We start from the raw sequence: 20,398 nt of genomic DNA, 5'->3' as shown, positions 1-20,398 counted from the left end.
ACGGACTGTCTCGTAGAGGTGTCTGATGAGTTACTTCATCATCCTGAAGACGGATTGGGTTTTCAATGCTCGTGAATTCTCCCGACAGTTGCTCATGCGGTGGCCAGCAGCCCGGATGAAAGAAGTGCGGCCAACGACAAAATACAGTGATCTTTTGGAATTCGAGTTCGCGATGGAAGAATCAACGCTCTACGGTTCTCTCAACTGGGAGTGCAATGCGGTCATCTTCCACGCGCGTCTCCAGGATTCCGCGACGTTCACCCAGTGGTGTCGTTTGCTCATCCCACTCTCTGAAATGGTGATTTTCTGCGACGAGACGATGAGCATCAACTTCGTACTGGAGCCCGGTATGACTCCAGTCGAAATTGTTCAGGCAATGAGCGCCCCCGAGTACTGAAGATAATGAGCCAAATTTCTTATGACTAGGTGGAGGACTTCCACAGCAACCGCAATTCCTCTGTGGTGAGCATGTTGTTGGGGTCTCGATGAATCATTCGATGGCAGTTGGAGCACAGAGGCACCAGATCCTGCACCCGGTTCTTGGTGGGCCCTGCTGAAACTGGAACCTCATGATGCAACTCGATGAAATTCTCACCGCGACCAGGGTAGATTTGCGAGAAATCAAACCTGCAAACACAACAACGCAGTTTCCCATTTAGCTTGACTTCCCAATACGCCTTTGCTTTTCCGCGGAGATTTGAGCTGCGCTCGGCTTTGAGGTGTTTGCGCCAGACTTTTTGGCCTTCCTCGTACATATCAGCGAAGTCTCCAGATGGAACGTCGACAAAGTCATCTTGGGTTAGTTTCTTCCAGCCAAGGCGTGGGAATTTCCCCTTGAGTAGAAGGTCGGCTGAATCGATGGGTTTATAGGTGATTGCAAGGCCAAATCCTTGATCTGGGATGTTGGCGAGCCATGGTTTGTTGCCAGATGTTTCCTGTTGAATCAGGGCTCTGACTTTTTTTGAGAACTCAGTCTTGCTTTTGTAGGAGAATGCGTCGCCTCGAATTAATTGCAGTACGGTGAAGCATTTTCTGGTCTTTTTGTTGAAGCCGTAGAGGCGAAGTCCTTCTTGATTCTGTATGACTTCGATTGGCCAGTGCTTTCGCTTCCAGGCAGACCATAGATAGCTAGTGCCCTTCAGGTCGGGCTCATGAGTGATTGCGTAGGAGGCCTTGAGTTTCTGTGTCACTTGAAACGCACCTGGGTGGAGGGTGGAGGAGTTGCTGGAAGACGAGGAGGCGAAGGATGAGTGCAATAAACTGCCTGTGAATTAAGCGTCATCCGCACGCCTCCCCGTACACTGCGAGTGCAGCTACTTCACGCGCCCTTCCTTCCAGGCCTGCAGCAACTGCTCATAGGGCACCGTTTCTCCCTTGGGCTTCTCGTTGGCGAGCTTCGGATGCGGAGCTCCCGGCGCGTCCAGCCAGAACTTCGCGTCCTTCACCGGGTTGAGCTTCGGCGGGCAGTTCTGCATTCCCGCGCGCTCCAGCCGTCCCATCACGTCATCCATCTGCTCGGCCAGCGAGTCCATCGCCTGCTGCGGCGTCTTCTCGCCCTCCACCGCCAGGCTGATGTTCTGCCACCACAGCTGCGCCAGCTTCGGGTAGTCCGGCACGTTCGTCCCCGTGGGCGTCCACGCCACGCGCGCCGGGCTCCGGTAGAACTCCACCAGGCCTCCCAGCTTCGGCGCCACCTTCGTCGCGTGCTCCGAGCGCATGTCCGAGTCACGAATCGGCGTCAGTCCCACCAGGAACTTCTTGAACGAGGTGCTCTTGGCCACGACGAACTGCGCGTACAGCCACGCGGCCTTGCGGCGCTCCAGCGGCGTGCTCTTGAGCATCGTCCACGAGCCCGTGTCCTGGTAGCCCAGCTTCGTGCCCTCCTGCCAGTACGGGCCGTGCGGCGAGGGCGCCATGCGCCACTTCGGCGAGCCGTCCGCGTTCACCACCGACAGGCCCGGCTTCGTCAGCGGCGCGGTGAAGGCCGAGTACCAGAAGATCTGCTGCGCGATGTTGCCCTGGGCCGGCACCGGGCCCGCCTCGGAGAACGTCATGCCCGCGGCCTGGGGCGGCGCGTACTTCTTCAGCCATTCGATGTACTTCGTCAGCGCGTACACCGCGGCCGGGCCGTTCGTCTCTCCGCCGCGCGTCACCGAGGCGCCCGCCGGGTTGCAGCCCTCGACGCGGATGCCCCACTCGTCCACCGGCTTGCCGTTGGGCAGGCCCTTGTCGCCCACGCCCGCCATGGACAGCCACGCGTCCGTGAAGCGCCAGCCCAGCGACGGGTCCTTCTTCCCGTAGTCCATGTGGCCGTACACCTTGACGCCATCGATCTCCTTCACGTCGTTGGTGAAGAAGTCCGCGATGTCCTCGTAGGCCGACCAGTTCACCGGCACGCCCAGCTCGTAGCCGTACTTCTTCTTGAAGCGCTCCTTCAGGTCCGGCCGGTTGAACCAGTCCTGGCGGAACCAGTACAGGTTGGCGAACTGCTGGTCCGGCAGTTGGTACATCTTCCCGTCCGGGCCGGTGACGAAGCTCTTGCCCATGAAGTCGTCCACGTCGAGCGTGGGCAGCGTCACGTCCTTGCCCTCGCCCGCCATGAAGTCCGACAGCGGAATCACCTGCCCGTAGCGGATGTGCGTTCCAATCAGGTCGCTGTCATTGACATACATGTCATAGATGTTGCGGCCCGACTGCATCTGGGTCTGCAACTTCTCGATGACGTCGCCTTCCTGGATGAGGTCGTGCTTGACCTTGATGCCGGTAATCTCCTCGAAGGCCTTGGTCATCGTCTTGGACTCGTAGACGTGCGTGTCGATCGTCTCCGAGACCACGTTGATCGTCTGTCCGCGGTAGGGCGCGGCGGCCTCGCGGAACCACTTCATCTCCGCGAGCTGCTGCTCACGGGAGAGGGTGCTCGGCTGGAACTCCTGGTCCACCCACTTCTCGGCGGCCTTCTCCAGGGCGGCGGTGTCCACCTGCTGCGGCTGCTGCGCGGTGGCGGTGGGCTGCTGCGTGCCCTCCGCCGGTTTCGACTCCTTCTTGCACCCGACGACAGGGACTGCCAAGGCCAATGCCAGCGTCCAGCTCAGTGTGTTCTTCAACGGGTTACCCCCAGCGTGCAATGAAGACCATGAACAACAACGACAGACCTACGGCGAACCAGACAGAAGCATCCGTGAGCCCCACCCACGCCAGGTGGATGAAGGCGCTGCCCATGAGCCCGACGAAGAGCCGGTCTCCGCGAGTGGTGGCCATGGGCAGCAGGCCCCGGCGGGGCAGGGAAGGGGAGCGGATTCCCCAGACGGTGTAGACCGCGAGCAGCAGCGCGATGACGCCGAAGAAGCTGGCCGTCGGCGCCGTCCACGCCATCCATTCCATGTCCATGGTGGCTCACACCCTTCCCAGGGCGAAGCCCTTGGCGATGTAGTTGCGGACGAAGTAGATGACGACCGCGCCCGGCACGAGCGTCAGCACTCCGGCGGCGGCGAGCAGGCCCCAGTCCATGCCGGCGGCGCTCACCGTGCGCGTCATGGTGGCCACAATGGGCTTGGCGTCCACCGACGTGAGCGTGCGCGCGAGCAGCAGCTCCACCCAGGAGAACATGAAGCAGAAGAACGCCGTCACGCCCACGCCCGAGCGGATGAGGGGCAGGAAGATGCGCAGGAAGAAGCGGGGGAAGCTGTAGCCGTCGATGTACGCCGTCTCGTCGATTTCGCGCGGCACGCCGGACATGAAGCCCTCGAGAATCCACACCGACAGGGGCACGGTGAAGAGCATGTGCGCGAAGGCCACGGCCCAGGGGGTGTCGAACAGGCCGATGCTCGAGTAGAGCTGGAAGAAGGGCAGGAGGAACACCGCCGGGGGCGACATGCGGTTGCTCAGCAGCCAGAAGAAGAGGTGCGAGTCCCCGAGGAAGCGGTAGCGCGAGAAGGCATACGCCGCGGGCAGCGCCAGCAGCACGGAGAGCACCGTGTTGATGCCCACGTAGGTGAGCGAGTTGATGTAGCCGTCGCGCCAGGACGGGTCCGTGAAGATGGTGATGTAGTTGGCCAGCGTGGGATTGCGCGGCCAGAGCGTGAAGCCGCCGAGGAGCTCCTCGTTCGTCTTCAGCGACATGCCCACCAGCCAGTAGATGGGGATGAAGCTCAGCAGCAGGTAGAGGGGGACGGCGAGGCGTTTCATTTCGCCTCCTTCGTGCTCGTCATGGCGGTGTAGAAGACGTAGCTGAACAGCAGGATGACCAGGAAGTAGACGAGCGAGAAGGCCGCCGCCGGGCCCAGGTCGAACTGCCCCACCGCGAGCCGCGTCAGGTATTGGCTCAGGAACGTGGTGGCGTTGCCGGGCCCGCCTCCGGTGAGGACGAAGGGCTCGGTGTAGATCATGAAGCTGTCCATGAAGCGCAGCAGCACCGCGATGGTGAGCACGCCGCGCAGCCGGGGCAGTTGGATGTAACGGAACGTGGCCCAGGCCGAGGCGCCATCGATGCGGGCCGCCTGGTAGTAGGCCTCGGGGATGGCGCGCAGGCCCGCGTAGCACAGCAGCGCCACCAGGGGCGTCCAATGCCAGACGTCCATCAACAGCACCGTGAGCCAGGCATCCAGCGCGTTGGCCGTGTAGTTGTAATTGAACCCGAGCCCGTTGACGGCCACGCCGAACAGGCCGATGTCTCCGCGGGCGAAGATCTGCCAGATGGTGCCCACCACGTTGAAGGGGATGAGCAGCGGCAGGCCCATCAGCACGAGGCTCACGGATGCGGCGCGTCCCTGTCTCGGCAGCACGAGCGCCAGCGCCACGCCGAGCGGAATCTCCAGCGTCAGCACCGCCAGCGAGAAGCCGAGCTGTCTGCGCAGCGCTCCGTGCAGCTCGGGGTCTCGCAGCACCTTGCGGAACCACTCGGTCCCCACGAAGACGCGCTGCTCCGGCCCGAGGATGTCCTGCACCGAGTAGTTCACCACCGTCATCAACGGGATGACGGCGCTGAAGGCCACGGCGACCAGCACCGGCAGCACCAGCAGCCAGGCGCGTTGGTAGGTGGGCTTGTTCATGGGATGGCTCGGCCTCCGGCGTACAGCGTCGTCCAGCGCGGCGGCAGCTCCAGCCAGCACGCCTCTCCAGGCGCGAGCCGCTCGTCCTCGGGCAGCCGTACCTTGAGGGTTTTTTCCCCCAGCCGCGCCGTGGCCAGCTTGTGCCGGCCCAGGTCCTCCACCTGTGTCACCTCGACTCGCACCGAGGACGGGGTGCCCTCGGGGACGCGCCGGAGGAACTCGGGACGGATGCCGAGCAACAGCTCGCCCCCGGCGCTCCTCGCCCGCGCGCTCACTCCCGCGTCCAGCGGCAGCCGCTGTCCCTCCACCACCACCGTGCTGTCTTCCACCGTGCACGGCAGCAGGTTCATCCCCGGGCTGCCGATGAAGTAGCCGACGAACGTGTCCGCTGGGCGCTCGAAGAGCTCCTGGGGCGTGCCCATCTGCACCACCCGCCCCTGGTTCATCACCACCACCCGGTCCGCGAGCGTCAGCGCCTCCACCTGGTCGTGCGTCACGTACACCAGTGTCACCTTCAACTGCTCGTGCACCTGCTTCAGCTTGCGGCGCAGCAGCCACTTCACGTGCGGGTCGATGACCGTCAGTGGCTCGTCCAGCAGGATGGCCGCCACGTCCCGGCGCACCAGTCCGCGTCCCAGGGAGATGCGCTGCCGCAGGTCCGCCGAGAGGCCGCTCGCGCGCATCCGCAGGTCCGGCGTGAGCTCCAGCAGCTCCGCCACCTCCTCCACCCGTGCCCGCGTCTCCTCGCGCCCCACGCCCCGGTTGCGCAGCGGAAAGGCCAGGTTCTCGGCGACGCTCATCGTGTCGTAGATGACCGGGAACTGGAACACCTGGGCGATGTTGCGCCGCTGTGGCGGAGCCTCGGTGACGTCCACACCGTCGAAGAGCACCTGCCCCCGCGTGGGCCGCAGCAGGCCGGAGATGATGTTGAGCAGCGTCGTCTTCCCGCAGCCCGAGGGCCCCAGCAGCGCGTACGCGCCACCGGCCTCCCAGACGAGCTCCAGGGGGCGCAGCGCGTAGTCCTGCTCGGACTCGGGCGCGGGCCCATAGGCGTGGGCGATGCCGCGGAGCTCAATCCTGGCCATGTGCGGGCTCCTCGGGGGTGAAGGGGGGCGCGGCCACCAGCCGGCCCTCGGGTCCGAACACGAACATCCGCGAGGGCGGCACGAACAGCTCCACCGGTGCGCGGTACGGATGCCGGTGCACGCCCTCCATCTGCGCCGTGAGCTCGAGCCCTCCGTGCGCCGCGTGCACGAGCGTCTCCGAGCCGCTCACCTCTTCCACCTCCACGTTCGCGGGGATGCGGACGTCGTCAGGAGAGGCGCGCTCGAGCCGCACGTGGTGGGCGCGGACCCCCAGCCGGTAGCGGCCGGGCGCGAGCCCTCGCAGGTGTCCGCTCAGCGGGAAGGCCACCTCGGGCGAGAGGCGGGCGCCCGCGTCCGCGGAGACCTCGACGTCCCACAGGTTCATCTGCGGATCACTGAAGACCTGGCCCACGCGCTCGGTGGCGGGCGCCTGGTAGACATTCAAGGTGGGCCCCACCTGCAGCAGCCGTCCCTCGTGGAGCACCGCGGTGCGCCCGCCGAGCAGCAGCGCCTCGGTGGGCTCGGTGGTGGCGTACACCACGACGGCGGGGCGGTTGTGGAAGAGCTGGCGGATTTCGGTGCGCAGCTCCTCGCGCAGCTTGTAGTCGAGGTTGGCCAGGGGCTCGTCCAGCAGCAGCAGCGAGGCGTCCTTGGCCAGCGCGCGCGCCATGGCGGTGCGCTGCTGTTGTCCGCCGCTCAGCTCCGCGGGGAGCCGATTCAGATAGGGCTCCAGGCGGAGCGCGGCGGCCGTGTCGCGCACGCGCCGGTCGATATCCTGCTTGCTCAGCTTGCCAGCCAGCCGCAGCGGTGAGGCGATGTTCTCGTAGACGGTGAGCGAGGGGTAGTTGACGAACTGCTGGTACACCATGGCCACGTCGCGGCGGCGCACGTCCACGTGCGTCACGTCGGTGCCGTCCGCTCGCAGCGTCCCCGAGGTGGGCTTGTCCAGCCCGGCCATCAGGCGCAGCAGGGACGTCTTTCCGGCACGCGTGCGGCCGAGCAGGACGTTGAAGGTGCCAGGTTCGAGCCTCAGATGGATGTCCGCGAGGTGTGTCTCGCCATCGACGACGCGAGTCACCCTGTCCAGCTCGATGCCGTGCCTCACCCGGTGTATCCCCTCGCTGTGCTACGCCGTGAGTGACCGCCGCGCGCATCGTAGGGAGAAGGCTCGGGCCGGGTCCAGGAAAGGCGAGCGGGGAGGCTCGTGCTACAGGGGGGTGGTCTGGACGCCCCGGCCCACGGGGCTCTAGCGTCGCGGGTGGACCGCTTTCGTGTCCGAGGAATCTTTCATGATCCGTCGTTTTGCTCTGCTGGGGTTGTTGGGCCTCACCGCCTGTCCTTCGACAGATGAGCCGACCCCCGATCCTGTTCCCAAGGGGACGGTGAAGGGGACCCTGACGCCCTTCCGCTCCGCTTCCGCTGAAGCCTCCCGGCCCGCGCTGCTGCGCGACCCGGCCTTCCGGCAGCGGCTCTCACAGTCCATTTCCAAGGCCGTCGCCGCGAAGCAGCTGGCCGCGAAGCGCGCGGAGCTCGCCACCACCGGCTCGGCCGAGGCCGAGGCCGTCCCCGGTGACGTCGTCGTGCGCTTCGAGGAGTCCCACCTCCCCGAGGCCGCCGCGCTGGCCCGCGTGAGCCTTCCCGGCTACCGCGCGGTGCACAAGGGCTACATCACCGAGCATCTGCACCTCATCGGCTACGAGCCCGTCGAGCTGCGCGCCATGTCGGCGGGCGAGACGGTTGACCTGGCCCGGCTGGTGGGGAAGATGAGCGGCGTGCGCTACGCGGAGAAGAACCTGCGCTTCCACGCCTTCAAGACGCCCAATGACCCCGGGTACTCGCGCCAGTGGCACTACCCGATGATGAACCTGCCCGCCGCCTGGGACATCAACAACGGGATCGGCGTCACCACCGCCGTGGTGGACACGGGCATCGTCAAGCACCCGGACCTCGACAGCCGCGTGCTCGCGGGTGTGGACATGATTTCGGATGCCAGCTCGGCCGGGGACGGCAACGGGCGTGACTCCGACCCCGCGGACATGGGCGGTGACGAGCCCAACGGCGGCTCCTCGTACCATGGCTCGCACGTGGCCGGCACCATCGGCGCCGTGTCCAACGAGGGCCAGGGCGTGGCCGGTGTCACCTGGAGCGGTGGCCTCGTCCCGGTGCGCGTGCTGGGCCGCAACGGCGGCTCGTTCTCCGACATCGCCGCGGGCATCCAGTGGGCCGCGGGCATCCACGTGGCCGGCCTGCCCGACAACCAGAACCCCGCCAAGGTCATCAACATGAGCCTCGGCGGCCAGGCCAGCCCCAGCCAGGCGCTCCAGGAGGTCATCGACACCGTGACGGCCCAGGGCGTCGTCATCGTGGTGGCCGCGGGCAACTCGAACATTCAGGGCAGCCTGTTCTCGCCCTGCAACCAGCAGAACGTCATCTGCGTGGGCGCCACGCGCTTCAACGGCAAGCGCGCCAGCTACTCCAACTACGGCGGCGCCGTGGACGTGATGGCCACCGGCGGCGAGACGGCCGAGGACCTCAACGGCGACGGCAAGCCGGACGGCGTGCTCTCCACCATCGTGGACGAGAACAAGCAGCCCATCTGGGCCTACTACCAGGGCACCAGCATGGCCTCGCCGCACGTGGCCGGCATCGTGTCGCTGATGAAGGCGGTGAACCCCAACCTCACCGCGTCGCAAGCGGAGCAGCTCCTCAAGGCCACCGCGGACACCTCCAGCCAGTGCACGGAGGGCTGCGGCGCGGGTCTCGTCAATGCCCAGGCCGCCGTGCTGGAGGCCAGGCGGCTCTACGATGGAAGCGCTCCGTCCATTCCGGCGAAGCTCGGCGTGGGCTCCACTCAGCTGTCCTTCTCCGGCAGTGGCACCCAGCAGCTCACGGTGCGCAACGTGGGCGGTGGCACGCTGCGTGTGACCGCGACGGCCTCGGGCACGAAGGCCTCGGCGCTGTCCTTCCCCAGCGGCAGCACGCTGGACCTGGGGCCCTATGGCTCGAAGTCGCTCTCGGTGGCCGTCAACACCGCGGGGCTGGCCAACGGCAGCTACTCGGCCCAGGTCTCCCTCGCCAGCAGCGCGGGGAGCGCCGACGTGCTGGTGAAGTTCCAGGTGGGCTCCACCCAGGACAAGGACGCCATCATCGCCTTCGCCTACCAGGACTCCCAGGGCGAGTGGCAGGTGGATGATGACGCCGTCGCGCTGGCGTCGTCCTCGAAGGGTTATGCCTACAGCCTGTCGCTCGAGCCGCACACCTACTTCGCGCTGGCCACCATCGACGAGGACGGAGACAGCGAGCTCTTCGAGGACGGGGAGCGCGTGGGCTTCTGGCGCGACACCACCTCCATCGAGCCCATTCCCCTGACGGCGAACCAGACGGTGAGCAACGTCAGCTTCACCCTCGTTCCCTATCAGTCCGAGGAGGCGCCCCCCTCGGCGTCCGTCATCGGCCAGCCCTGCACCAGCGGCAGCCAGTGCGGCTCCGGCGGCGTTTGCGCGACCAATTATCCCGGGGGCTACTGCACCCAGGAATGCAGCGTGACGAGCTGCCCGGTGGGCTCGGACTGCTACGCCCTCACGGACGGCAGCGCGTACTGCTTCGCCACGTGCACCGGCGTGGGGACGCAGGGCTCCTGCCGCTCGCAGTACGTCTGCACCGACGACGGCACCGGCGGTGGCGCCTGCTTCCCCCAGCCGTGACGTAGTCCTTCAGTCCAAGAGGACCCGGGCGGGGAGGGGCGTGCTCCATGCCCCCCTCCCCACCGGGCTGGCGGAAGGTTGACACTCGGACGTCACGAACGTTCCCCCGCTCGTCCCGCGTGTACATCCTCCGAGGGTCTTGTTCTCCCCCGAGCCTCGTACCCTCCTGCAGACGTTGAAGGCGGAAACCCGCCCCCATCACGAGCGCGCCGAGCGCGTGGTGCGTCTGCTCTCGCCCGACCTCACCCTGTCTGGATACCGGCGCCACCTGGAGGCGCTCCACGGCCTCCATGCCCCGCTCGAAGCGCTCCTCGCCGAGAGGCTGGAGGGGCTCGCCACCGAGCTGCGTCTCGAGGAGCGCTGGAAGCTGTCCCTGCTGGAGGAGGACCTGCGCGAGCTCGGCCATGATGAAGCCTCGCTGGCGCGGCTGCCCCGGCTCGCCCCTCCGCCCTCCCTGCCGGGAGTGCCCGAGGCGCTCGGGGCGCTGTATGTGCTCGAGGGTTCGACGCTGGGTGGCCAGCTCATCCATCGCCAGCTCACGCGCCACTTCGAGGGCGTGTCCGCGGGGGGCTTCGCCTTCTTCCGGGCCTATGGTGAGGCGGTGGGGCCCATGTGGAAGGCCTTTGGCGAGGCCCTGCTCCGCGTATGCCCCGACCCGGCGCTCGCTCCCCGGGTGGTGAGGGGCGCCCAAGACACCTTCGATGCCTTCGAGGTCTGGCTGCGTGAGGTCCATGGTGATGCGTCCTCCCGTCTCTGATGCGGACCTGTCGCAGTGCGAGCGCGAGCCCATCCACCTGCTGGGAGGCATTCAACCGTTCGGGGTGTTGCTGGCCTTCTCGGAGCCGGACCTCACCCTGCGGGTGGTGAGCGCCAACACCGGGACGCTGCTGGGTCGCCCGGCGGAGGCGCTGCTTGGCCGGCCGCTGGCGGAGGTGCTCCACCCTTCCTCGCTCATCATGGTCGAGCGGGCCCTGGCCCCGCCCGTCACCGGCACCCTGCGCATCGAGGCCGCGGGCCGCTTCTTCATCGGTCTGCTGCACCGCCGCGACGGCCTGGCCGTGCTGGAGCTGGAGCCCACCGTGGAGGCTCCCGGCGAGGAGGAGGCGCTGGGGCTGGTGGACCAGCTCCTCTCGCCGCTGGCGCGCGCCCAGGGCCCGCAGGGGCTGCTCCAGGTGGCGGCGGAGGCGGTGCGCGCCCTTACCGGCTTCGACCGGGTGATGGTGTACCGCTTCGACGCGGACTGGCACGGCGAGGTGCTGGCGGAGAGCCGCGACGAGACCATGGACAGCTTCCTGGGCATGCACTTCCCCGCCAGCGACATCCCCGCCCAGGCGCGCGCCCTCTACACGCGCAACACCCTGCGCCTCATCGCCGATGCGCGCGCCGCGCCGGTGCCGCTGGTGCCCTCCATGCTGCCCTCGCTCGGGCGCCCGTTGGATTTGTCGGAGGCGGCCCTGCGCAGCGTGTCCCCGGTGCACCTGGAGTACCTCGCCAACATGGGCGTGGGCGCCTCCATGTCCATCTCGCTGCTGCGCGAGGGGCGGCTGTGGGGCCTCGTGGCGTGCCACCACCGCACGCCCCTGCGGGTGCCGGCCGCCACGCGCCGCGCGTGTGATGTGCTGGCCCGGCTGGTGTCGCTGCAGCTCGCCTCCGAGGAGCGCGCCAGCGTGTCCGCCGAGCTCGCCCGCCGTGCCCGGTCCCAGTCGCTGCTGGTGGAGCGGCTCTCCGCGGAGGCGGGGACGCTGTCCGCGGCCCTCGCGCGTCAGGCGGACCTGCTGCTCGGCCTCACCGGCGCGGGCGGGGCGGCCCTGCTGCTCGGCGAGTCTCCCATCCTCGTGGGCGCCACGCCCACCGCCGGGGAGGTGGGGGAGCTGGCCGACTGGCTCGCCGGACAGAGCTTCGACGGCACCTTCCACACGGCGCGGCTCGCGCAAGTCCACCCACCGGCCGCCGACTACACGGACGTGGCCAGCGGCCTGCTCGCGGTGCGCCTGGACGCGACGGCGCCCCGCTTCGTCCTCTGGTTCCGCCCGGAGGTGGCGCGCACCGTCACCTGGGCCGGCAACCCTCGGAAGCCGGTGGTACCCGGGCCCGGCGCCGCCCGCCTCCACCCGCGCGCGTCCTTCGACGCCTGGCAGGAGACGGTGCGCGGGGCGGGCCTGCCCTGGAGCGCGGAGGACCTGGCCACCGCGGTGAGCTTCCGGGGGGCGCTGGTGGGCGTGCTGCTGCGCCATGCCGCCGCGCTCGCGCGCTCCAACGCGGAGCTGGATGCCTTCAGCGCCACCGTGTCGCACGACCTCAAGGAGCCGCTGCGCGGCATCCAGCAGTACGTGGGCTTCCTCCTCGAGGACCATGGCGACGCGCTCGGCGACGACGGGCGCAAGCAGCTCGACGAGGTGCGGTGGCTGGCCGGGCGTACCCAGGCGCAGATGGACGCCCTCTTCGAGTACAGCCGGGTGGGGCGTGTGGAGTTGGCCTGGGGCCCGGTGGACATGCAGGAGCTGGTGGACGAGGTGCTGCTCACCGTGTCCGCCCGTCTGCGGGAGAACCATGTGGAGGTGCGCATTCCCCGGCGTCTGCCGCGGGTGGAGTGCGATCTCGTCCGCCTCCAGCAGGTCTGGGCCAACCTCTTCACCAACGCCGCCAAGTACCACCAGGCGGGCGAGCCGCGTTGGGTGGAGGTGGGCTTCCACGCTCCTGGCGAGCCGCTCGGTGCTCCGGCGCGGCGTCGGCCGGATGAATACGTCTTCTACGTGCGAGACAACGGCATCGGCATCCCCGAGCGATTCCACGAGGACATCTTCGAGATGTTCCGCCGGCTGCACCCCGCCCATGCCTATGGGGGTGGCAGTGGGGCCGGGCTGGCCATCGCCCGGAGGCTCGTCCGGCTGCACGGGGGCGAGCTGTGGGTGGAGTCCGAGCCGGGCCAGGGTTCCACCTTCTTCTTCACCCTGGGCGAGAGGTCTCGGGGATGAAGGATGCGCGGCTGCCGGGGTGGGAGGAGCCCCAGGGATGAGCCTGCGTGTGCTCCTCGTCGACGACAGCCTCGCGGACCAGCGGGCGCTGCGGCGGGCGCTCGAAAAGGATACGGAGACGCAGTGGGAGGTGGAGCAGGTCAGCTCCGCCGAGGAGGCCCTGGAGCGCCTGGCGCGCGCGCCCCCGCCGGACGCGCTGGTGCTGGACTTCCACCTGCCGGGCATGGACGGGGTGACGCTGCTGCGCACGCTGCGTGAGCGGTGCGGCGAGCGGATGCCCGCGGTGGTGGTGTACACCGGCAGAGGCAGCGAGCGCGTGGCGGTGGAGGCGATGAAGTCCGGCGCGCACGACTACCTCCTCAAGGAGGCCCTCTCCCCGGAGCGCCTGCGCCACAGCCTGCGCAACGCGGTGGAGGCGGTGCGCATGGCGCGCCAGCTGGAGCAGGGCCGCCGCCAGACGGAGCGCGCCGAGCGGGCGGCACGCGAGGCCCTCGCCGTGCGCGACGAGTTCTTCGCCATCGCCACGCACGACCTCAAGGGGCCGCTGCAGAGCATGCTCCTGAGCACCCAGCTCTTGCGCCGTCAGCTTCCGGCCGAGGTGCGCACACCCGGCGTGGACGCGCGGCTGGAGCAGATACTGCGCGGGGCGCAGCGCATGGGCGAGCTCATCGACCACTTCCTGGAGGTGACGCGGGGAGGGGAGCGCCCGCTGCGGCGCGAGCGGGTGGACCTCTTCGCCCTGCTGCGCACGAAGGTGCGAGAGCTGGGGCCGCTGGGGAGCACGCATCCGGTGCACCTGCACCTGGAGGGCGAGGGCTTCGTGGGCCACTGGGACACGCAGAGCCTCGAGCGGGTGTTGGACAACCTGCTGGGCAACGCCGTGAAGTACAGCCCGCGGGGCGGCACCATCGACGTGTGGTTGAGCGAGGAGTCGCCGGGGCCGGAGGGTTGGGTGCGGCTGTGCGTGCAGGACCAGGGGATGGGGATTCCGGCCGCGGACCTGCCCCACATCTTCGAGCGCTTCCGCCGGGGCCGCAACGTGGCCCCCGCCATCTCCGGCAGCGGCGTGGGGCTGGCCAGCGCGCACCGCATGGTGGCGCTGCACGGGGGCACCCTCACCGTGCAGAGCGAGGAGGGCAGGGGCTCGAGCTTCACCGTGCGCCTGCCGCGAGGGCTGGGCCTCCGGCAGGCCTCCTCGGAGCAGTTGGCCTGAGGCCGGCGCGCCGCGGCGGGTCCGCCGCTCAGGGCACCGCGGGCAGGCTGCCGCGCAGCATGAAGAAGATGACCACGCCCGTCACGGACACGTAGAGCCAGATGGGCGCCAGCCACCGCGTCACCTTGCGGTGCTTGTCGAAGGCGTTGCGCCACGCGAAGTAGAAGGACAGCAGCGCGCCCGGCACCACCGCCATGGACAGCAGCACGTGGCTGGCGAGGATGAGCAGGTACAGCGCCTTGAGCGGCCCGCTGCCCGCGTAGCGCGTGTCGCCGTGCACGAAGTGGTACGCCAGGTAGCACACCAGGAAGAGCCCCGAGGACGCGAAGGCCGACACCATGAAGTACTGGTGCGCGCGCCGCGCCTTGCGCCGGATCGCCACCCAGCCCGCGGTGAGGAACGCCGCCGCGAGCGCGTTGAGGCTCGCGTTCACCGCCGGCAGGAAGCGCAGGTCCACCCCGCCCACCGCGCCTCCTCGGCGGATGAGAAGAATGTACGCAAGAAATGAGAGAGCAGCGGCGGAGACCACCGCGGTGAATACGTAGAAACCCCGGTCGCTCACCTGCGGGACAGGAGCATGGGTGCTGGCATCAGGCATGGCGCACCTTTCTGTCCTGACTGTGCCCCGCGTGCAACTCGCAAGGGCTTGCCTCTCAGTTACAAGAGCAAGCGTATAGCCATTAACTAGAATTCCTGGCATAAGCAGAGGTGCAGTTCCCCCCGCTGCATTCCGGAGGTTCCCGTGCGCTTCGCACGATGCTTCCTCGCTCCGCTGGCCACCGCCGCTGTTCTCGCGGCTCCCCCCGTCCTCGCGGATGGGCCGGTGTGTGCCCCGGTGTCGAAGGTTCCCCTCGAGCGCCACCTGCGCCAACTCACGTTGGACCTGCTCGGCCGCCCGCCCACGTATGAGGAGTACCAGGCCGCTCGGGCCAAGGGCGAGGTGACGGCCGAGGACGTCCGCGCGCTGATGGACAAGGAGGAGTTCTACTCGCGCCTGCGCGCCTACCACCGCTCGCTGCTGTGGAGCAACGTGAACGCGAGCGTCAACAACAACGGCAACTCGCGGCTGAGCGGCGCGGGCACGGCCACGGACGCGCTGTCCCTGCGCGGCAACAGCAGCAAGCCGCTGCGCGGCGCCAACAACATGGGCTGCGACAGCTTCCTCGCGCAGGACGTCTGCGACGCGCGGCAGGACGCCCACGCGGACCCGGCGCTGCCCACCACCACCGCCGACTGCGCGAAGGAGCGCTACGACGACCGCGGTGTGCCGCTGCCGGTGAGCTGGGACTACGACACCAACTTCTACGCCTGCACGCGGCTGGACCAGAACCCCACCGACACCACCATCACCTCGTGTGACGCGGCGGTGGCCAAGGGCCGCCTCGACGCGAAGTACCTCTACTTCTGCGACATGCGGCGCCTGTCGGCCACCTCCGTGGTGCCGCACCTGTGCCTGCCGGACGCGACGAAGGCCTCCTCGGCCCCGCTCACCCAGGAGGTGCTGGCCTCGGACGGCTCGGGCCGCGTGGTGGCCTTCGCCCACCCGAGCCCCACCCCCACCACCCCGCTCACGCGGCTGGACCGCTGCACGTTGACGCTCGGCCTGAAGATGAGCGGCGGTGTGGGCATCAAGGGCTCGTACGTGCCGCAGAACGGCTGCATCCAGCGCGAGGGCTACGTGACGCGGCCCGCGCCCTTCTGGAATCCCGGGGGCACGGACGTGCGGGTGTGCGCCATCGAGGCCCAGACGCGCGCGGCCAACCCGTGGACGCTGGAGCCGTGCACCACCACGCGCTTCAACGGGGACCGCTCGTGCGGCTGCGGCGAGGGCATGGACCGGTGCGAGGCACCCAATGGCACCACGCACAACGCCCGCGTGGCGGCCATCAACACCGAGCCCGAGCTCATCGCCGACTCGGTGGTGCGCCGGGACGAGCCGTACTTCAACCTGCTCACCACGCGCCGCTCCTTCGTGAATGGCCCGCTGTCCTCGCTCTACCGCGACCCGCAGCAGGGCCTGGGCGTCTTCAGCGCCTCGGCGCCGGCGGATACGTCCGTGCTGCCCGCGGTGCCTTTCACCCAGGCGGACACCTGGCAGGAGTACGTGCGCGACTCCCAGCACTCGGGTGTGCTCACCACGGCCGCGTACCTCTACCGCTTCCCCACCCAGCGCGCGCGCGTCAACCACTTCTACTCGGCCTTCCTGTGCAAGGCGTTCGCCCCGCCGGACAACGCGCGCCAGCCCGCCGCCGAGGACGCGTGCAACCGCGAGAACAACCTGGCCAAACGCTGCGGCTGCAACTACTGCCACGCCACCATCGAGCCCACCGGCGCCCACTGGGGCCGCTTCGCCGAGCGCGCCGCGCTCTTCCTCGACGCGGAGCACTTCCCCCGCTACGACCCCAAGTGCCGCGACTGCGCGCTCTCCGGCAACACCTCGTGCAACAACGAGTGCGGCCAGTACGTCATGCAGGCCTATGACGGCGACGGCGCCAACTCGCTGGGCATGCTCAAGACGTACCTCTACCGCACGGACGACGAGGAGCAGAACATCGACGGCGGTCCCCAGCTCCTGGTGCAGCGCATGCTGCAGACGGGGGACCTGGAGCGCTGCACGGTGCGGCGCGTGTGGCAGGAGTTCCTCGGCCGGCCCATGTCGGCGGAGGAGCAGCGCCTGTACCTGCAGCCCATGGCCGACGACTTCGCCCGCGACGGCCACCGTTTCAAGGCGCTCATCGAGCGCATGGTGATGTCCGACGCCTACCGGAGGATCGACTGATGCGCCGCCTGCTCCTGTTCGCGTTGCTCGCGCTCGGCGCCACCGCGTGCGAGAAGACTTCCTCCAAGCCCGTCCCGGTGGATGGACAGCTCGAGCCCGTGCAGAACCCGCACGGGGACTCGGTGACGCCGCCGCTGCCGGACCCCGAGCTGCAGGATGGCCGGGTGGGGCGCGCGCCGCGCCGCATCACCGTGAGCCAGCTGGCCCGCTCCATCGAGGTGGCGGTGGGCCGGCCCTGGACGGGGCTGGATGCCCTGGCGCCGTCGCTGGGCCGGGCGGACTTCGCGCTCGTCAACATCGAGAGCACCGAGCCCAACCTCGTCTTCGCCAAGTTCCTCGAGGACGGGGCGCGCGAGGTGTGCCTGGCCCAGGCCGCCGCCGAGCTGACCCAGATGGACCCCAACGTGCGCGTGCTCGGCCGCACGGTGCCCGGGGCACTGGGAGATTTGACGAAGCTCACGGACGCGCAGGTGCGCGAGCTGCTCGTGTACCAGTCCACCCGCTTCTGGGGCGTGCCCCTGGAGGGGGACGAGCTCACGCGCTGGGCCGGCTTCTTCACGAAGGCGGCCGCCCGCGCGGAAACCATCAAGAAGCGGGACCAGGCGCTGGCGGCGGTGTGCATCGCCCTCATGACGGACTCGCGGTTCCTCACCTACTGACGGCCCGGGGAGAGATGCTTCCATGAAGAAGAACCCAGAGACTCAGGCCTCGCGCCGGACCTTCCTCAAGGCCGCCGCCGGCTTCATGGGCTCCTCGCTGTTGGGAGGTGTGCCCTTCAAGGCCTTCGCGCAGGCGGCCACGCTGGCGCCCGCGGACCGCTGCTTCGTCTTCGTCTACTTCGCGGGCGGGTGGGATCAGCTCCTCGCCTTCGACCCGAGGGACCCGGACGTCTTCACCCCCGAGCGGGTGGCGGAGACGCGCATTCTGCCGGGCTACAACCTCTTCACCGACGCGAGCTTCCCCACGCGGCCGATTCTTCCGGCGCAGCGCTCGGGCGCGGACCCCTCCAACATCCAGTTCGGTCCGGCGGTGAGCAAGCTGGCCAACCACTACGATTTGATGACCGTGGTGCGCGGCATCAACATGACGACGCTCGCGCATGAGGAGGGCATGCGCTACTTCATCACCGGCAAGCGCCCCATCGGCGCGGCGGCGCGCGGCTCGTCCACGGCGACCGAGATTGTCGGGCAGATGGCTCCCGCGGTGCCCATTCCCTCCATCGCCTACAACGTGGAGACGTACAACGACCGCTACCCCGGCGCCGCCAACGCGCTGAAGGTGAGCCGGGCGCAGGACCTGCTGCTCACGCTCTCGCCGAGCACGAAGCAACTCGACAGCGAGCTGGAGAAGCAACTGCTGGACTTCCGCGGCCAGCCCATCTCCTGCGAGGAGGCGGCGTACGGCTCGGGCGGGGTGGGCAGCACGTACGAGTCGAGCCGCGGGCAGATGCAGCAGGTGCTGTCGGGCCGGCTGGACAACGCGTTCCGCTTCGAGCTGGCGGCCAACGCGGCCGTGCGCTCCTTCTACGGGCTGCCGGGCGCGGGGCCCTACGACAGCGCGGCGGGCCGTGCGGCGCTGGTGGCCACGGCGCTCAAGCAGGGCATCAGCCAGTGCGTGTCCATCAACCTGGTGGGCGGCCTGGACACGCACTTCGGCACGCAGACGACGCACGCGACGAACCTGCGCACGGGCTTCGATGCGCTGGCGCTGCTGGTGGATGACCTGCGGCAGACGGCGCACCCGTCGGGCGGCAACTTCATGGACCACACCACCCTCCTGGTGTTCTCCGAGTTCGCCCGCACGCCGCTCATCAACTCGACGAGCGGGCGCGACCACCACCTCACCAGCAGCTGCATGCTGATGGGGGCGGGGGTGAAGCACAACAAGGTGTTCGGCTACAGCGGCGACGTGGCGATGGCGCCGTGCGTGGTGGACCTGAAGAACGGCGCGGCCGACCCGAACAACGGCAGCAACATCCTTCCCGAGCACATCATCGCGACGGTGCTGGCGTCCGCCAATCTGGACTACAGCATCACGCGAGTCGAACCCCTCCGGGCCCTGTTGGCGTGACGCGATGAGCAACCGAGCTTCCATGTTGTCCGTGCTGTTCGCGGGCTTGCTGTCCGCCTGCGGCTCTGCCTCCTCCGTGCCGCAGGACCACCCGAGCCCCACGCCGTTCCAACCCGCGCAGACGAAGGCCTCGTCGGCGCTCGCCTCCGCGCCGGGCTTCGCGGACCAGACGGGCGGCGGCATCTTCGCGACGGCCGCGGGCGAGGCCATCCGCCTGAGGCTGGACGGAACGCGGGCGGCGCTGGAGAGCCACCCGGGCAACACGGTGGTGCCGGGCCGGGCGCGCGCCGTCTTCCGGATGGGGCCGGGCTCGGCGTTGGTGGAGACGGACAACGGCCTCTTCCTGGCGCAGTCGGGCTGGCTCATCGCTCCGCCGTGGCGCGAGGTGCTGGGCACGGGCCTGACGGCCACGGCGGTGGCGGCGGATGGGGCGGCGTGGCTCGGACACGCCTCGGGCCTCTACCAGCTGCGCGACGGCGCGCTGTCCGCGCTCAAGGTGAATGGCCAGGCGCTGGAGGGCATTACCGCGGTGGCGGTGGCGCCCGCGGAGAATGGTGCGCCGGGCGTGTGGTTTCTGCGCGACGACGCGGTGTGGACGGTGGTGCGGACGGCGCCGGGCACCTGGCAGGTGAGCGCGCCCGATGTGCCGCTGCAGGAGGGCGAGCACCCGGTGGCGCTGGCGGGGTTGGGGGCGTCGGAGAAGGGCAAGGCGGAGGCGTGGGTACTGACCACGGAGCGGCTGCTGCGGCGCGCGGCGGACGGGTGGCGGCAGGTGGCGCTCGCGCGCAAGCCGGAGCAGTTGGCGGCGGCGGGGCGCTTCGTCTGGGTGAAGGCGGGCGAGTCGCTGTTCACCTATGACGCGGACGCGGACGTGTGGGGAGAGACGACGGGCGTGGACACGCGCGAGTCCCTCTTCCTGGCGGCCGACGAGAGTGGTTGCGCGTGGGTGCAGCTCGGCGCGGACACGGTGGCGCTGAGCCGGGGCCCGGTGCCGCGGGTGCTCGGCGTGCACGAGGGCATGCAGGTGGTGGAGGACTCGCTGGTGGTGCGCGCGCGGGTGGCGCCGGGCGTGGCGCCGCTGAGCCTCACCTTCGAGGTGGCGGGCGTGGAGGTGCCGGTGCGCGGGCCGGTGTACAGCCTCGGCGGCACGGAGTCGGACGGGACGCCCAAGCCCTACTCCTTCGTGGGCCTGGAGCCGGGGCCGCACACGCTGAGCGCCGTGGCCGTCTACGCGGACGGCACGGAGGCGCGGCGCTCGGTGGCCTTCGACTACCAGCCGCTCACCACGGTGGCGCTCGGCTGGGACAGGGACATCCGCCCCATCCACGAGTCGCGTTGCGCGAAGTGCCACACCTCGGGCCCGGGCCGGCCGCTGTCCTCGTATGAGCTGTGGAAGGAGAACGCCCCGCTCATCGTGGCCGCCGTGCGCGAGCAGCGCATGCCGGCCGACGGCCCCCTCGACCCTCAGCTCATCTCCCTCATCCAGCGCTGGGCGTCCACCGGCGCGAATCCCTGATCGAGGCG

The 20,398-nt window shown here is 68.9% G+C and carries 17 protein-coding genes; 9 read left to right on the top strand and 8 right to left on the bottom strand.

The window, feature by feature from the left end; all coding sequences use genetic code 11:
• Positions 1 to 25 precede the first annotated feature (25 nt).
• Complete coding sequence (locus tag ACJ8AN_RS14595) at positions 26 to 397, top strand: hypothetical protein (protein WP_407755948.1); 372 nt, start codon at positions 26 to 28, stop codon at positions 395 to 397.
• Positions 398 to 422: 25 nt separating this feature from the next.
• Here ACJ8AN_RS14595 and ACJ8AN_RS14590 read toward each other — a convergent pair whose 3' ends face one another.
• The 7 genes from ACJ8AN_RS14590 to ACJ8AN_RS14560 all read right to left on the bottom strand — a co-directional run bounded on the left by ACJ8AN_RS14590 (position 423) and on the right by ACJ8AN_RS14560 (position 7,238).
• Positions 423 to 1,190: an HNH endonuclease gene (locus tag ACJ8AN_RS14590; RefSeq protein WP_407755947.1), complete on the bottom strand. Its 768-nt coding sequence runs from the start codon at positions 1,188 to 1,190 to the stop codon at positions 423 to 425.
• Between the two features lie 123 nt (positions 1,191 to 1,313).
• Positions 1,314 to 3,074: an ABC transporter substrate-binding protein gene (locus ACJ8AN_RS14585; protein ID WP_407755946.1), complete on the bottom strand. Its 1,761-nt coding sequence runs from the start codon at positions 3,072 to 3,074 to the stop codon at positions 1,314 to 1,316.
• 34 nt (positions 3,075 to 3,108) lie between these two features.
• Positions 3,109 to 3,387 (bottom strand): DUF2160 domain-containing protein, encoded by a 279-nt coding sequence (locus ACJ8AN_RS14580; RefSeq protein ID WP_407755945.1) that lies wholly within the window; start codon positions 3,385 to 3,387, stop codon positions 3,109 to 3,111.
• Positions 3,388 to 3,393: 6 nt separating this feature from the next.
• Positions 3,394 to 4,185, bottom strand: a complete 792-nt coding sequence (locus tag ACJ8AN_RS14575; protein WP_407755944.1) for a carbohydrate ABC transporter permease — start codon at positions 4,183 to 4,185, stop codon at positions 3,394 to 3,396.
• Positions 4,182 to 5,048: a carbohydrate ABC transporter permease gene (locus ACJ8AN_RS14570; protein WP_407755943.1), complete on the bottom strand. Its 867-nt coding sequence runs from the start codon at positions 5,046 to 5,048 to the stop codon at positions 4,182 to 4,184. Before ACJ8AN_RS14570 ends, ACJ8AN_RS14575 begins: the two co-directional genes overlap by 4 nt.
• Positions 5,045 to 6,133, bottom strand: coding sequence for an ABC transporter ATP-binding protein (locus ACJ8AN_RS14565; RefSeq protein ID WP_407755942.1), 1,089 nt, complete (start codon positions 6,131 to 6,133; stop codon positions 5,045 to 5,047). The genes ACJ8AN_RS14570 and ACJ8AN_RS14565 overlap by 4 nt, the downstream gene beginning before the upstream one ends.
• Positions 6,120 to 7,238, bottom strand: a complete 1,119-nt coding sequence (locus ACJ8AN_RS14560; RefSeq protein WP_407755941.1) for an ABC transporter ATP-binding protein — start codon at positions 7,236 to 7,238, stop codon at positions 6,120 to 6,122. Before ACJ8AN_RS14560 ends, ACJ8AN_RS14565 begins: the two co-directional genes overlap by 14 nt.
• A gap of 184 nt (positions 7,239 to 7,422) precedes the next feature.
• Here ACJ8AN_RS14560 and ACJ8AN_RS14555 point away from each other — a divergent pair, with 184 nt between their 5' ends.
• The 4 genes from ACJ8AN_RS14555 (at position 7,423) to ACJ8AN_RS14540 (ending at position 14,025) form a co-directional block, all read left to right on the top strand.
• Positions 7,423 to 9,837: a S8 family serine peptidase gene (locus tag ACJ8AN_RS14555; RefSeq protein WP_407755940.1), complete on the top strand. Its 2,415-nt coding sequence runs from the start codon at positions 7,423 to 7,425 to the stop codon at positions 9,835 to 9,837.
• Positions 9,838 to 9,976: 139 nt separating this feature from the next.
• Positions 9,977 to 10,594 carry a biliverdin-producing heme oxygenase gene (locus tag ACJ8AN_RS14550; RefSeq protein ID WP_407755939.1) on the top strand — a complete coding sequence of 206 codons (618 nt, stop codon included), beginning with the start codon at positions 9,977 to 9,979 and terminating at the stop codon, positions 10,592 to 10,594.
• Positions 10,575 to 12,812, top strand: a complete 2,238-nt coding sequence (locus ACJ8AN_RS14545) for an ATP-binding protein (RefSeq protein ID WP_407755938.1) — start codon at positions 10,575 to 10,577, stop codon at positions 12,810 to 12,812. Before ACJ8AN_RS14550 ends, ACJ8AN_RS14545 begins: the two co-directional genes overlap by 20 nt.
• A gap of 37 nt (positions 12,813 to 12,849) precedes the next feature.
• A complete protein-coding gene (locus tag ACJ8AN_RS14540) occupies positions 12,850 to 14,025 on the top strand; it encodes an ATP-binding protein (protein ID WP_407755937.1) in 1,176 nt (391 codons plus the stop codon).
• A gap of 28 nt (positions 14,026 to 14,053) precedes the next feature.
• On the opposite strand, the gene ACJ8AN_RS14535 is transcribed toward ACJ8AN_RS14540, so the two are convergent.
• The gene (locus tag ACJ8AN_RS14535) at positions 14,054 to 14,623 is read right to left on the bottom strand and encodes a DUF420 domain-containing protein (RefSeq protein ID WP_407755936.1); all 570 of its coding nucleotides are present in this window, start codon (positions 14,621 to 14,623) and stop codon (positions 14,054 to 14,056) included.
• A 144-nt stretch (positions 14,624 to 14,767) separates the two neighbouring features.
• Here ACJ8AN_RS14535 and ACJ8AN_RS14530 point away from each other — a divergent pair, with 144 nt between their 5' ends.
• Genes ACJ8AN_RS14530 through ACJ8AN_RS14515 form a run of 4 tightly spaced genes read left to right on the top strand, consistent with a single transcriptional unit; the run spans position 14,768 to position 20,390 of the window.
• Entirely contained in the window at positions 14,768 to 16,804 is a 2,037-nt protein-coding gene (locus ACJ8AN_RS14530; RefSeq protein WP_407755935.1) for a DUF1585 domain-containing protein, read from the top strand.
• The gene (locus tag ACJ8AN_RS14525) at positions 16,804 to 17,463 is read left to right on the top strand and encodes a hypothetical protein (RefSeq protein ID WP_407755934.1); all 660 of its coding nucleotides are present in this window, start codon (positions 16,804 to 16,806) and stop codon (positions 17,461 to 17,463) included. The genes ACJ8AN_RS14530 and ACJ8AN_RS14525 overlap by 1 nt, the downstream gene beginning before the upstream one ends.
• A 22-nt stretch (positions 17,464 to 17,485) precedes the next feature.
• Complete coding sequence (locus ACJ8AN_RS14520) at positions 17,486 to 18,874, top strand: DUF1501 domain-containing protein (protein ID WP_407755933.1); 1,389 nt, start codon at positions 17,486 to 17,488, stop codon at positions 18,872 to 18,874.
• Between the two features lie 4 nt (positions 18,875 to 18,878).
• Entirely contained in the window at positions 18,879 to 20,390 is a 1,512-nt protein-coding gene (locus ACJ8AN_RS14515) for a hypothetical protein (protein WP_407755932.1), read from the top strand.
• Positions 20,391 to 20,398: the final 8 nt, after the last annotated feature.

It is taken from the genome of Archangium sp. (assembly GCF_045802675.1).
GTDB lineage: Bacteria > Myxococcota > Myxococcia > Myxococcales > Myxococcaceae > Archangium.
The sequence above is the reverse complement of the archived record's forward strand: the minus strand, read 5'-3'. Positions and strand labels throughout refer to the sequence as shown.

Excerpts from the sequence above, each read along its gene's own strand:
- ACJ8AN_RS14540 (WP_407755937.1), top strand. The coding sequence starts at position 12,850 with ATGAGCCTGCGTGTGCTCCTCGTCGACGACAGCCTCGCGGACCAGCGG.
- ACJ8AN_RS14580 (WP_407755945.1), bottom strand. The coding sequence starts at position 3,387 with ATGGACATGGAATGGATGGCGTGGACGGCGCCGACGGCCAGCTTCTTC.
- ACJ8AN_RS14555 (WP_407755940.1), top strand. The coding sequence starts at position 7,423 with ATGATCCGTCGTTTTGCTCTGCTGGGGTTGTTGGGCCTCACCGCCTGT.
- ACJ8AN_RS14575 (WP_407755944.1), bottom strand. The coding sequence starts at position 4,185 with ATGAAACGCCTCGCCGTCCCCCTCTACCTGCTGCTGAGCTTCATCCCC.
- ACJ8AN_RS14520 (WP_407755933.1), top strand. The coding sequence starts at position 17,486 with ATGAAGAAGAACCCAGAGACTCAGGCCTCGCGCCGGACCTTCCTCAAG.
- ACJ8AN_RS14565 (WP_407755942.1), bottom strand. The coding sequence starts at position 6,133 with ATGGCCAGGATTGAGCTCCGCGGCATCGCCCACGCCTATGGGCCCGCG.
- ACJ8AN_RS14515 (WP_407755932.1), top strand. The coding sequence starts at position 18,879 with ATGAGCAACCGAGCTTCCATGTTGTCCGTGCTGTTCGCGGGCTTGCTG.
- ACJ8AN_RS14570 (WP_407755943.1), bottom strand. The coding sequence starts at position 5,048 with ATGAACAAGCCCACCTACCAACGCGCCTGGCTGCTGGTGCTGCCGGTG.
- ACJ8AN_RS14525 (WP_407755934.1), top strand. The coding sequence starts at position 16,804 with ATGCGCCGCCTGCTCCTGTTCGCGTTGCTCGCGCTCGGCGCCACCGCG.
- ACJ8AN_RS14595 (WP_407755948.1), top strand. The coding sequence starts at position 26 with ATGAGTTACTTCATCATCCTGAAGACGGATTGGGTTTTCAATGCTCGT.
- ACJ8AN_RS14535 (WP_407755936.1), bottom strand. The coding sequence starts at position 14,623 with ATGCCTGATGCCAGCACCCATGCTCCTGTCCCGCAGGTGAGCGACCGG.
- ACJ8AN_RS14545 (WP_407755938.1), top strand. The coding sequence starts at position 10,575 with ATGCGTCCTCCCGTCTCTGATGCGGACCTGTCGCAGTGCGAGCGCGAG.